The organism is Maribacter litoralis, assembly GCF_902506355.1.
Taxonomy (GTDB): Bacteria; Bacteroidota; Bacteroidia; order Flavobacteriales; family Flavobacteriaceae; genus Maribacter; species Maribacter litoralis.
In genome coordinates, this window is the sequence record NZ_LR733271.1 from 2,276,834 (window position 1) to 2,289,888 (window position 13,055).

Here is a 13,055-nt window from a genome sequence, read left to right on the forward strand (position 1 = left end):
TTACAAGAAACGTACAGACCGTTTTTTTATTAGAAAAGCTTTACTACCTTTACGGCGTTGTGTTGTGTCTCAAAGAAATTTGAGGCAATTGTGTTTATCGGATTTTACCGATAGAACCCAATGAAAGGCTTTCCATTAAGGGAGGCTTTTTTTGTTTCTACCCTAAAGATTATGTATAACGTAATGTACTAAAGAAGCCGCTAGTTTGGCTGTTTGCTTGTCTATATCAAAGTTTGGGTTTAACTCTACGATATCTAAACCTACTAATTTGCCCGAATCAATAATAAGCTTTAGACTTTCTAAAACAATATCGGGTGCAAACCCCATGGGCGAAGCTGCACTAACCCCTGGTGCATAAGCAGAAGATAATCCATCTAAGTCAATTGTAGTATAGATATAATCTACATCTTCCATAAATTGAATAAGCCTTAGTTGCACGTGCTCCAAATAGCTCATGCTAAAATGATCCTGAAGTAGATAATTGACCTTTTGCGATTCTGCAAAATCAAATAGTGTTCTTGTGTTGGCATCTTTTCGAATACCTAATGCCATGTATTTTATTGCTTCATTTTTGGCTTCATGTTCCAATGCTATTTGGTAGAAGGGAGTACCGGAATTGTTTCCGTCAATATTAGCCCTTAAATCAAAATGGGCATCAAAATTTATAATGCCTATTTTTTCCTTAGGTTTTATGTGTTGTAGTAATCCGTTATAATGGGCATATGCAAGATCATGACTTCCTCCTAGAAGTATTGGGGTTGCCCTGTTCTTTATTAATTTACTTACTGCAATTGTACATTCTTCTTGTAATTCCTCAAGATTTTGATCCTTACATTCTAAATTCCCAAAATCTATTAATTGTGTATTTTCGTTTAGATGATTGGGCATTTTCCCTAATTGCTCACGAATAGCATCAGGACCTAAGGCCGACCCAGTTCTGCCAAGATTTCTTCTTACTCCTTCATCACTGCTATACCCTAAAAGGGCGTACGTTTTATACTCTTTTTGATATTCATATTCTTGCAAGTTCAACAATTTGACTTTCTCATGTAGGTAAAGTTGTTGGTCTGATGAACGACCAAACCAATTATCGGTATTCGCTAATTTATAAATGGACATATAATTCTGTATTTTTTGAATTATAAAATCTTAAATCACCTAAAATTTGGGGGGAACTTAAAATTTTAAACAATGTTTTAACCTAACGGAAAAGCAATAGCTAATGTTACGTTGCACCTGTTAAATGTGGTACTTTTTGTTTGGGGTATCTCTAATGTTGGGTTTAAAAGTCAGAATAGATTTTCTAGAATATTGTCTTCCACCAAAGTAGGGAAAGTGACTTTTAGATTTTCTGTTCTTTCCATTTCGCGTTTTATTGCGAACATTGCCTCTGGATTTCTTGCCCAACTACGTCTAGAAATACCGTTGTTAACATCGTAAAAGAGCATGTTTTTTAATTTGCGCTCTGCATCTTTAGAGCCATCTAACACCATACCGAAGCCGCCATTGGTGACTTCTCCCCAACCAACACCGCCACCGTTATGTATTGATACCCAAGTTGCGCCCCTAAAGCTATCGCCAATAACATTGTGAATGGCCATGTCTGCAGTAAATTTACTGCCGTCGTAAATGTTACTGGTTTCCCTGTAGGGGGAATCTGTACCACTAACATCATGGTGGTCGCGACCTAAAATTACAGGAGCACTTAATTCTCCATTTTCAATTGCTTCGTTAAAAGCCAAGGCTATTTTTGCCCTTCCCTCTGCATCGGCATATAAAATTCGAGCTTTAGAACCAACAACTAGCTTGTTTTGCTCAGCTTCGGCTATCCATTTGATATTGTCTGATAGTTGCTGTTGAATTTCTGGGGGTGCTTCCTTTTTAATTTCTTTTAATACACGTAATGCAATGGCATCGGTTTTTTGTAAATCTTCTATTTTTCCAGAAGAACATACCCAGCGAAATGGTCCAAATCCGTAATCGAAACACATGGGTCCCAATATATCTTGAACGTAAGACGGATACTTAAAATCTATTTTGTTTTCTGCCATTACATCGGCACCCGCTCTCGAAGCTTCTAACAAAAAGGCATTGCCATAATCAAAGAAATAGGTGCCTTTTTCTGTATGCTGATTAATAGCATCTGCATGTCTGCGTAGCGAATCTTGCACTTTTATTTTAAATGCGTCAGGATCCTGATTCATCAATTCGTTGGATTCTTCAAAAGTCAATCCGACAGGGTAATAACCACCTGCCCACGGATTATGCAAAGAAGTTTGGTCTGAACCAAGGTGAATGAATATGTCCTCTTTATAAAATCGTTCCCATACATCGACAACATTACCTATAAATGCAAGTGATATGATTTCGTTTTTAGAGGTGGCTTCTTTTGTTCTGGTTATTAGAATATCTAAATCATTAATCAATTCATCTACCCAGCCTTGCTCATACCTCTTTTTTGCAGCAAGCGGATTCACTTCTGCGCAAATAGTAATGCATCCGGCTATGTTACCGGCTTTTGGTTGTGCACCGCTCATTCCGCCTAACCCTGCAGTTAAGAATATTTTTCCATTGGGATTTTCATCCGCGTTCAATACTTTTCTAAAAGCATTCATTACGGTAATGGCAGTGCCGTGAACGATACCTTGAGGACCAATGTACATATACGAACCCGCTGTCATTTGACCATATTGGGTGACACCTAGTGCATTGTATTTTTCCCAATCATCTTGTTTGGAGTAATTCGGAATCATCATTCCGTTTGTGACCACAACTCTTGGTGCTTCTTTGGATGATGGGAATAATCCCATTGGGTGACCAGAATAGATATGCAAGGTCTGCTCGTCGGTCATTTCAGACAAATACTGCATGGTCAATAAATACTGCGCCCAATTTTGGAAAACGGCTCCGTTACCACCATAGGTAATGAGTTCTTGGGGATGTTGTGCAACGGCAGAATCCAAATTATTTTGAATCATGAGCATAATTGCTGCAGCGTGACTGGTCTGTGCTGGATAATCTGAAATAGCACGAGCATGCATCTTATAAGAGGGTTGAAAGCGATACATATAAATTCTACCATATGTCTGTAATTCTTCGGCAAATTCAGGAGCCAATACCGCATGCCAGTCCGCCGGAAAATAACGCAAGGCATTTCTAATTGCCAATTGCTTTTCTTCTTTAGAAAGTATCTGCTTTCGGTTTGGTGCGTGACTAACCGCTGAAGAACGCTCCTTTTTTGGAGGTAATTCAGTAGGTATCCCCATCTGTATCTGTGCTTTAAAATCCATATTTAATTTTTAAATAAATTTATTTGTTTTGGATCTAGAGGTTTATTTTCCAACAACCAACAACCAACAACCAACAACCAACAACTACTTATGTCTATCAAAAACCAACTCACCATTTTTCCAAATCATACATGGTTTTAGATTTCCTTGGTTGTATAGAATATCTTGGTAATTGTCTGAATGAAATACCGCCAGGTCAGCTAAAAGTCCCGCTTCCAATTTGCCGCGATCTTCTAGTTTTAAAGCTGCCGCTGCTCTAAATGTGATTCCTGCCAAGACCTCGGCATTGGTCAGTTTTTCAAAGGTTCCCAGAATACTGGCTTGGGTCAGTAAATCGCCCATTGGTGCGGATCCTGGGTTGTGGTCACTGGCGATGACAAGTGCTGCTCCCGCATCTAACAGTTTACGTGCGGGAGTAAAATTGCATCCTAATCCTATGGAAGCACCTGGTAATGCAACCGCTATGGTATCGCTGTTTGCTAAAAGTTCAATTTCTGTATCTGTACTAGCTTCAAGATGGTCTGCGCTAATAGCTTTATGGTCCACGGCAACTTTGCTTCCGTTTGTTGAAAACTGATCTGCGTGCACGGTAATATCAAAATCTAGTTCACTTGCTTTGGTGAAATACGCCTGAATATCATCCGCAGAAAAAGCGCTTTGTTCAATAAAAGCATCCATTCTATGGGTGAGGTTTTCTTCTTTAAGAACAGGGAACAACTTCTCACTTATTAGTTTTAGATACTCCTTTTCTGTTCCCTCAAAATCTTTTGGTAACATATGCGCTGCAAGGCACGTAGAAATCAATTCTGGCATTGCCTTTTCATTCGCTTTTTTAATTGCGCGAAGCATTTTCAATTCTTCATCTACTGTTAATCCGTATCCACTTTTAACTTCTAGTGTAGTGGTACCGTTTTTTAAATGCCGATTGGCTCTTTTAATGGTGTTTTTGGTCAATTCTTCAGTACTCGCCTTTCGGGTTTCGGTAACGGTATCCCAAATGCCACCACCGGCTTTTGCAATTTCTAAGTATGTTTTACCCGCATTTCGCATGGCGTAATCTTTGGCGCGCGAGCCACCAAAACAGATATGGGTATGGGCGTCTACAAAGCCTGGAAGACAAACATGATTTCCTTTTACTAATTGGATGTCTGCTTGAGGATATTCTGATTTTAAGTCATCAAAGTTTCCGGTGGCAAGTATTACCTTGTTTTCTATTACAATTCCGCCTTCAATAATAACATCAAGCTCATTGTCGGAAATTGCACCTTTCAATGCCAACCCGGTCATGGGTATGATTTGTTTAAACGGACCTATAAGTGTTCTTTTTGTCATTAGATTAGTAGTTTTCGAACTCTTCTGAGTGTTTTGTCTTTAAAGATATGTTATGTTCCGATTGTACGCGGTCTATAACTTTTAATATGGTCTGATCTTTAATCATAGCAATACCTTTTTCAATATCATCGGCAAATACTCTGTCTTTACTTGCAAAAGCTACTTGCTCACGTACTGCATTATGTACTTCATCTAAATAAATGCCGGACTTTAGGGGTTTTCTAAATTCAAATGCTTGTGCTGCGGTTAACAACTCAATAGCTAATATTTTCTCTACATTGCCGATTACCTGTAACGCTTTTCTGCCACCAATGGATCCCATGCTTACATGATCTTCTTGACCAAGGGAAGTTGGAATACTATCTGCGCTTGACGGAAAACATAGTCCCTTGTTCTCACTTGCTAATGCTGCAGTAGTGTATTGTAAAATCATATATCCGGAATTGATGCCGGTGTCGTTCATAAGTAATTTGGGTACACCGGGACTGTTTCCTTCTAAGGATAAATAAATACGCCGGTCGGAAATGTTTCCGATTTCCGATGCAGCCAAACACGCATAATCCAATGCCATGGCTAAAGGTTGACCGTGAAAATTACCTCCACTAATGGTCAATTCTTCATCTATAATTACGGGATTGTCGGTAACTGAGTTTAACTCTACTTCCAATAATTCTTTTAAATGTAACCAAGCTGCTCTTGAAGCACCATGAACTTGCGGAATACAACGGATAGAGTAGGGGTCTTGAACTTTTTCGCAATCTACATGAGCTTCCATAATTTCAGAGCCCTTCAATAATTTCTTTACGCGTTTTGCCACATGCACATTTCCTTTGAAAGGTCGAAGTGCATGAAGCTCGTTATAAAATGGTTTAACTGAACCCTGTAGACCTTCAATCATCATGGCGCCAATAACATCTGCCTGACCTAGAATTGAATGTAGTTGTGCTACCACTTTTACGGCATGTGCCGCTATAAATTGTGTGCCGTTTATCAATGCCAGCCCTTCTTTTGGTCCCAATTCAATTGCAGCCAATCCTGTTTTTTTGAAAAGTGCTTCAGTAGTTATCGTTTCATTCTTGTATTCTACCTTACCTAAACCAATTAGTGGTAAGAACAAGTGGGATAGCGGAGCCAAATCTCCCGAAGCACCCACCGATCCTTGAGAAGGAACTACTGGAATAGCATCGTTCTCTATATGCCATATAATACGTCTAAGGGTGTTCAATGCTATACCGGAATATCCTTTTGCAAGAGATTGTGCTTTAAGGATCAGCATTAATTTAGCAATATCTTTTGCTATAGGTTCGCCAACACCTACACTATGGCTTTGAAGTATATTGGTCTGTAATATATTGGTTTCCGATTTTGATATTTTTGTTGTGCATAATGGTCCAAAACCGGTATTGATACCATACACAGGATGCCCTTTCTCTACAATGTTCTGTACAATTTTCCAGCTCTCGTTTATTTTATGTTCTGTAGCTTTAGAAAGTGTAATAGTATAGTCATGGTTTACAATTTGCATTGCTGTACCTGCAGTAAGCCAATCTTCTCCCAATTTAAAGGTCTGTTTGCCCATAGCTTTTACTTTTCAAGAATTTTATTAAAATTAATATCTATTTTTAATACTTGGTAATATCAATTTTATCATCAATTCATAACTATGAGTAATCAAATAGAATTGCGACACCTAACGTATTTCCTAGCGGTAGCGCAAGAATTGCACTTTAGAAAGGCTGCTGAAAAGTTGTTTATTTCTCAACCGGGGCTTAGTAGGCAAATAAAGCAAATGGAAGAGATTCTAGAAACGCAATTGTTTGAGCGAAACAAGAAAAAAGTGGGCTTAACACCTGCGGGGCACTACTTAAAAAAAGAGGTTGAATTTATATTCAACCATATAGAAAAGGTAGAGCGACAATTAAAATTGGTTGGAGATGGCGATAGTGGCGAATTACGTATTGGGTTTTTAGGTTCTGCCATGCAACAGGTAATTCCAAAAATGCTATTGCAGATAAAAGAGAAGTATCCCAAGGTAAAAACATCTTTAGAAGAGCTTTCTAATTTTGCCCAGGTAGATGCCGTTTTAAAAAATCAGTTAGATATGGGTTTTGTGCGAGTTTCTAGAGTGCCAAGTACTTTGGAAATGAAAACCGTTTTCACCGATACCTTTTCTTTGGTTTTACCAGAAAGGTATCCTATGCTGACCAGGGAATTTGACGGTATGGAACGATTTGCCAAAGAAGACTTTATTCTTTTTAGTCAGGCGTATAGTCCGTTGTATTATGATACCATTCTTAGTATTTGTAAAGATGCTGGTTTTGCACCTAAAGTCTCCCATAAATCTGTTCATGCCCACACGATTTTTAAATTGGTAGAGAATCATATGGGCATAGCTATTGTACCTACTTCTTTGCAAAACGGATTTCAGATGCGGGTAAAGTTTGTTGAGCTTAAAGATATTCCCCAACGAGCAGAATTATCGGTCATATGGAAAAAGGAACATACGAATCCGGTTCTTAAGAATTGTATGGAGTTACTTTTAGAAGGATAGAGTGATACTATCGAGTAAACTTTAATACTTATCTAACAGTGAGTGGTGATTTGAAAAGTTAATTTTACTTTTTTGAGAAAAGAGAAAAGAGAAAAGAGAAAAGAGAAAATAGAGCTTGCTACGCACAGCGTATTGCACGCAGCGAACAACGAACAACGAACAACGAACAACGAAATTTATGATAATAGATATAATAAAGAAGAGACGATCGGTATTTCCGGTACAGTATAACGGAACACCAATTGCAAAAGATGATATTGAAAAAGTATTAGAGGCCGCAAACTGGGCACCTAACCATAAATGTACAGAGCCATGGCGATTTAAAGTAATTCAAGGTGAGGCGCAGGGCAGACTAGGTACTTTCTTGGCTACAAAGTATGAGGAGTTAGACCCCAAGCCAAAGGCAATGAAGATTAAAAAATTGCAGGAAAACCCTAAAATGGCCGGAGCTATTGTAGCAATTTGTATGCAAAGAGACCCAAAAGAGTCGTTGCCGGAGTGGGAAGAGGTAGCAGCTGTTTCAATGGCCGTACAGAATATGTGGTTACAATGTACCGAAATGGGAATAGGTTCGTACTGGTCTTCACCGGGACTCATAAAACACATGGGTGAATTTTTGAATTTAGCCGAAGGAGAAAAGTGTTTAGGCTTTTTCTATATGGGTAATTTTGATGGGGAATTAGGTGAAGGTAAACGTGAGCCCATTGAGACCAAAACCGAATGGATTACCGAATAACCGTATGCTAATTAAAAAAGGGAAACAGGGCATTGCTGTGCTCCCAAGCTTTTGAAATGAAGAGTCCCAAATAAACAATGGCGACCATAAATTTCAAAAATGTTCCTGTCAAGAATCCTAAAAAAGAACCAAAAGCCGCTTTCGTAGCGGTTTTTTTGTCCGCCTTATTTAATAACTCTCCCACTAAAGCACCCACAAAAGGCCATATAATAATTCCGAAAGGACCTAATATTGGAAATATCAAGGCAACCAATAACCCTACCGTGGTGCCAATAACACCGGCTTTTGTGCCGCCAAATTTTTTGGTGCCCATTGCAGGAATCACATAATCCAACCCAAATACAAGCAATGCGATGGCAAGGGTTATACCCAAAAATGTCCAATTCATTGCTATTGCGCTGGTAGAATACAGTAAAAGTAAACCTACCCAACTGATCGGAGGTCCTGGTAAAACGGGTAAAAAGCTTCCTAAAATGCCTACGAGCATTAAAAGGAATCCTAGAACTAATAAAAATATATCCATTGTAAATAGTAAGTATTGCTTATAAGACTAATATAGGTTGCATTTGTTACATGCGCGGCAATCAAAATAAATTTTTTCAACTATAAAATTAGTTTAAACTAAATATTTAGTTATATTTGAGCATAGAACTAAAAGATTAGTTGAATGAAACAGTTGACAAAAGCAGAGGAAGAAGTAATGATTGAGTTATGGGAATTACAGAAATGTAACGTAGCGTCGATCATTGAAAAGTTGCCTGAACCAAAACCGGCATATAATACCGTTTCTACAATTGTTAGAATTTTAGAAAGCAAAGGTTTTGTAGATCATGAACAACTCGGTAAGGGGTATTTGTATTTCCCTTTGGTGAAGAAATCAGATTATAGTAATCAGTCCATCAACAAATTGGTAGACGGCTATTTTCAAGGTTCATTTAAAAGTATGGTGTCATTTTTTATGAAGAAGAACGATATGAGCCTATCGGAATTGGAATCTGTTTTAAATGAAATTAAAAAGGAAAAACCATGATACAGTATATTTTGGAGTGCATTGCCTTTCAACTTCTTTTCTTGGTTATTTATGACTTTTTTCTAAAGAAAGAGACCTTTTTTCAATGGAACAGATTGTATCTGCTAGGAACGTTTGTTTTGTCTTTGATTTTACCTTGGGTAAAAATTGAAGCTTTTAAGCAGCAAGTACCACAAACATTTGCCCAATACCCAGAATATTTATGGGAATTACAGAATGAAGCGGTTATGGTTCAAGTTCAGGAAACAGCCAGCTGGAATCTTACTTGGCAAGAAGGTATTCTTTATGGCGGAATGCTTGTAGCATTAGTGTTATTCGGATTGAAAATTAGACAATTATACCTCTTGAGAAAGAGCGGGGAAAAGATTTCTTACCCTTTGTTTACCCAGATTGTTATAGAAAATAGCAGCATTGCTTTTTCATTCTTTAAATCCATTTTTATTGGAGATAAGGTGTTGAAAATGAAACATGATACCATAATTGCTCATGAATTGGTACATATTAAACAAAGGCATACGTACGACTTGTTGTTTTTTGAGTTGATGCGAATTGTAGGCTGGTTTAATCCGTTAGTGTACGTGTATCAAAATCGTATTTCAGAATTACATGAGTTTATTGCCGATGCTCAAGTATCAAAAGAGCACAAATCAGATCATTATGAGCAGTTGCTGGCTCAGGTTTTTCAAACCGAACATATATCCTTCATCAATCAATTTTTTACAAAATCATTAATCAAAAAACGAATAGTCATGTTACAAAAATCAAAATCGAAAAAAATCTGGCAGTTGAAGTATTTGCTCCTTGTGCCAATGGTATTTGGAATGTTGTTGTATACAAGTTGTAAAATGAATAAGACCACAACTGATAGTCAAGAAATCAATGTAAATGATGAGCTTTTAATTTCAGAAGTAAAGAATGAAATTAAAGAGGATAATTTGGATATGAATTACTTATATACTTCTGGTTTAGCGGAAAAATATGAGGATATTGACCAAGAAATTACTAAACATGAATTTTTTCTATATAAAGTCTTACAAAATGAAGTGATGGAGAAGGTATTCAAAGGTTATATTAAAGAAAACCCGGGTAAAGACATTAAGTTAGCAACGTTACAGCCACCTTCTACTGATGGCTATAATAGTTTTGTAGGTCAAAGAAAAGCGTATAAATTAATAGATAATGACTTAAAATCATCGGTTAAAGCATTCGGAAAAGATATTGCTTTTTATGATAACAGTTTAGGGGCTTATCCATCAAATTTTTTAGAATATAAAGTAAGTAATACATCGAAGCTTAGTTCAAATGAATTGCAAAAATTCAATGAATTGTTAATTAGTTTAGAAAATGAACCAGATTATTTATCGAATATTATACTTTCTGATGATACAAATATATTTTTGATAAAGACCGATATTAAAGATTTAAAGGGTAGTATTGAGTCTCGAACTGTTAAGATTGTAAGCGAAGAAGAATTTGAAGAAATGGATAATGTCAATGTTGCTTTTGCAATAGTGGAGGAGGTTCCAATCTTTCCTGGCTGCGAAGATGCTGCTGATAAACGCGCTTGCTTCAATGAGAAAATTCAAGAACACATCAGTAAGCATTTTAATTACCCCCAAGAGGCTCAAGATGCTAATATAGAGGGACGAGTAAGTACGATGTTCACTATTTCCTCTGAAGGGATTATTGAAAATATCAAAATGCGTGGTCCGGACAAGTTATTGGAAGATGAGGTGGAACGCATAATAAAAAGGCTGCCAAAGATGACTCCTGGCAGGCAATCTGGTAAAGCCGTTAATGTTCCTTTTTCTATTCCAGTACAATTTAAGTTTAAGGATAGTGATGATTCTGTAGAGGAAGTTAAAAAAAACATCTATGATAATGATGTACCTTTTTCTGTTGTAGATGAGGTTCCAATTTTCCCTGGGTGTGAAAATGCTACTGATAAACGAGCTTGCTTTAATGAGAAAATGCAACTACATATTAGTAAACATTTTAATTACCCAAAAGAAGCACAAGAAAAAGGGGTACAAGGTAGGGTTAGTGCAATGTTTGTAATTACAAAAGAAGGTACTATAGGCCATATATCTACTCGTAGTCCCGATAAACTATTGGATGAGGAAGTAGAGCGCATTATTAAGAGATTACCGGAAATGACACCTGGAAAACATAAAGGTAAAGCTGTAAATGTTCCTTTTTCAATTCCTGTACAGTTTAAATTACAGGATGATAGTACATTAAATACAGCAAACATGGTTTCTGAAATTTCGAATGAAAATGAGGTTGAGCCTTTGTACTATGTTAATGATAAAAAAATAACTAAACTAGAAATGGAAGCTATTGATCCAAATACTATAGAAAGTATTTTTATTCTTAAAGATAAAAAGGCTATAGAAAAGTATGGAAAAGAGGGTGAAAACGGTGTTGTTGAGATTAAAATTAAAAAAGAATAATTGAAACTATTTTTTATTTTAATACTGCTATTATTACAAATTAAAGCCGAGGCGCAAACCTCGGCTTTAGGGGTTGCAGATAGTTTGTATACTTTAGGTAATTATTCAAAAGCGATTAATGAGTATTCCAAAGTTGGCGGACTTTCTGCTGCACTTCAGATAGCAAGAAGTTATAACGCCGTTGGCAATTATGAAAAAGCTATCACGCAGTATCAATATGTGGTTGAAGAAGATGTCAAAAATCAACTCGCTCAATTTGAACTTGGAAAATTACTGCTCAAGGTAAATAGGTTTAAAGAGGCGAAATCTGTGTTTACAAATTTGTCTAATCTCAATATGACTAACCCTGAATTTCAATTTTATTTGGGAGAAGTCAATCGTCATTTAGATGTAACAGATGAAAGTTTAAAACAGTATGAAAAAGCAATTAATTTAGATAGTACGCATCTAAGAAGTTTGTTTCAACTCGCAAAACATTACACTATTAAGCAAGAGCGAGACAATGCCTTAAAGTATATTTTACAAGGATTGCGTTATTATGAGAATGATGTCTCGCTAATTAATTTACATGCGTTGGTTCTCTTTAACGATTATCAATATGAAAAGGCTATTCCATTGTTTGAAAAGGTTTTAGAATTAGGGGAGGACAAAGATTATATGTACGATAAATTAGCTTTTTCGTATAACAGAAATTGGGAATTTAGTAAAGCAAAAAAAGCTTATCATATTTTGATAAAACGGGATGATACCAATTCACAAACCTATTTTGATCTAGCCAGTGTTTATCAGAAAGAAAATAAATTAGACAGCGCGAAAATTTTTATTAAGAAGGCAATGGTAGTTCAAAAACCGGTTTTTGCGAATGGTTATAATCAATTGGCATATATTGCCCGTGAGCAAAACGATTTTAAAACAGCATTCAAATTCTTCAAAATGGCTCATCAAGAAGATACATCTGATGCGCGTACATATTATAATATAGCTACAACATACGATCAGTTTGGTACTGATTTGCAGAAGAAATTAGTCTATTATCAGAATTTTTTAAATGATTACCCGAATGAGCATCCGTATTATTACGAAACCGCTAAAAAACGTATTTCTGAATTAAAGGAAGAAATCCATTTTACCAAAGATTAACTCCTCAAAAAAATCGTAATTTCACCCGTAGAACAGGTGTGATGAAACGAGTTATCTATTTTCTTGTGTTAATTTTAATAAGTTCTTGTTCGTTCTTTGAGTCTAAACAAAAAAGAACGCAGAAGCTTATAGATGAGGAGTTGCGCGATATGGATTGGAACAGTGTAGACTCTTATCCTTTTTTCTATACTTGTGAAGAAGCGGTTACCAAAGAACAACAGAAAATTTGCTTTGAAGAAACCTTAATCTCTCATTTTCAAGAAACCTTAAATGATTTTGAATTCATTTTAACCGATAAAGAAAGTGAAACTGTAGATGTTATCTTTGTCATTGACACTTTAGGAAGAATAAAGGTATCTAACATAGAAAAGAATATCTTGGTGCTTGATCAAATGCCAGAATTTGATGGAGTGGTTACCCAAAGCTTAAAGAATCTTCCTAAACTTGCACCCGCTATAAAAAGAGGAATTCCGGTGAATTCCAAGTACCGAATTCCTATTCAATTAAAAACAAACTAAAAATT

The 13,055-nt window shown here is 36.5% G+C and carries 12 protein-coding genes; 7 read left to right on the plus strand and 5 right to left on the minus strand.

Going from position 1 to position 13,055, the window contains the following annotated elements:
* Nucleotides 1-162: 162 nt before the first annotated feature.
* The 4 genes from hutG to hutH form a co-directional block, all read right to left on the minus strand.
* Nucleotides 163-1,119 (minus strand): formimidoylglutamase, encoded by a 957-nt coding sequence (gene hutG / locus EXIGUO8A_RS09505; RefSeq protein ID WP_159302946.1) that lies wholly within the window; start codon nt 1,117-1,119, stop codon nt 163-165.
* Nucleotides 1,120-1,289: 170 nt separating this feature from the next.
* Complete coding sequence (locus EXIGUO8A_RS09510) at nt 1,290-3,290, minus strand: urocanate hydratase (protein ID WP_159302947.1); 2,001 nt, start codon at nt 3,288-3,290, stop codon at nt 1,290-1,292.
* 84 nt (nt 3,291-3,374) lie between these two features.
* Nucleotides 3,375-4,622: an imidazolonepropionase gene (gene hutI / locus EXIGUO8A_RS09515; RefSeq protein WP_159302948.1), complete on the minus strand. Its 1,248-nt coding sequence runs from the start codon at nt 4,620-4,622 to the stop codon at nt 3,375-3,377.
* Between the two features lie 4 nt (nt 4,623-4,626).
* Entirely contained in the window at nt 4,627-6,201 is a 1,575-nt protein-coding gene (gene hutH, locus EXIGUO8A_RS09520; RefSeq protein ID WP_159302949.1) for a histidine ammonia-lyase, read from the minus strand.
* Nucleotides 6,202-6,285: 84 nt separating this feature from the next.
* Between hutH and EXIGUO8A_RS09525 the strand changes: the two genes are divergently transcribed.
* From EXIGUO8A_RS09525 to EXIGUO8A_RS09535, 3 genes are all read left to right on the plus strand, one after another.
* Nucleotides 6,286-7,173, plus strand: coding sequence for a LysR family transcriptional regulator (locus EXIGUO8A_RS09525; RefSeq protein WP_159302950.1), 888 nt, complete (start codon nt 6,286-6,288; stop codon nt 7,171-7,173).
* A gap of 72 nt (nt 7,174-7,245) precedes the next feature.
* Entirely contained in the window at nt 7,246-7,404 is a 159-nt protein-coding gene (locus EXIGUO8A_RS09530; protein ID WP_159302951.1) for a hypothetical protein, read from the plus strand.
* Nucleotides 7,352-7,909 (plus strand): nitroreductase family protein, encoded by a 558-nt coding sequence (locus tag EXIGUO8A_RS09535; RefSeq protein ID WP_159302952.1) that lies wholly within the window; start codon nt 7,352-7,354, stop codon nt 7,907-7,909. Before EXIGUO8A_RS09530 ends, EXIGUO8A_RS09535 begins: the two co-directional genes overlap by 53 nt.
* A 7-nt stretch (nt 7,910-7,916) precedes the next feature.
* Here EXIGUO8A_RS09535 and EXIGUO8A_RS09540 read toward each other — a convergent pair whose 3' ends face one another.
* Nucleotides 7,917-8,432, minus strand: coding sequence for a DUF456 domain-containing protein (locus tag EXIGUO8A_RS09540; RefSeq protein WP_116770239.1), 516 nt, complete (start codon nt 8,430-8,432; stop codon nt 7,917-7,919).
* Between the two features lie 144 nt (nt 8,433-8,576).
* Between EXIGUO8A_RS09540 and EXIGUO8A_RS09545 the strand changes: the two genes are divergently transcribed.
* From EXIGUO8A_RS09545 to EXIGUO8A_RS09565, 4 genes are read left to right on the plus strand one after another with little or no spacing between them, the layout of a single operon-like run.
* Nucleotides 8,577-8,939, plus strand: a complete 363-nt coding sequence (locus EXIGUO8A_RS09545) for a BlaI/MecI/CopY family transcriptional regulator (RefSeq protein ID WP_159302953.1) — start codon at nt 8,577-8,579, stop codon at nt 8,937-8,939.
* The gene (locus EXIGUO8A_RS18775) at nt 8,936-11,392 is read left to right on the plus strand and encodes a TonB family protein (RefSeq protein WP_236564464.1); all 2,457 of its coding nucleotides are present in this window, start codon (nt 8,936-8,938) and stop codon (nt 11,390-11,392) included. The genes EXIGUO8A_RS09545 and EXIGUO8A_RS18775 overlap by 4 nt, the downstream gene beginning before the upstream one ends.
* Nucleotides 11,393-12,532 (plus strand): tetratricopeptide repeat protein, encoded by a 1,140-nt coding sequence (locus tag EXIGUO8A_RS09560; protein ID WP_159302954.1) that lies wholly within the window; start codon nt 11,393-11,395, stop codon nt 12,530-12,532. It begins immediately after the preceding gene.
* Between the two features lie 41 nt (nt 12,533-12,573).
* Nucleotides 12,574-13,050 carry an energy transducer TonB gene (locus EXIGUO8A_RS09565; RefSeq protein ID WP_159302955.1) on the plus strand — a complete coding sequence of 159 codons (477 nt, stop codon included), beginning with the start codon at nt 12,574-12,576 and terminating at the stop codon, nt 13,048-13,050.
* Nucleotides 13,051-13,055: the final 5 nt, after the last annotated feature.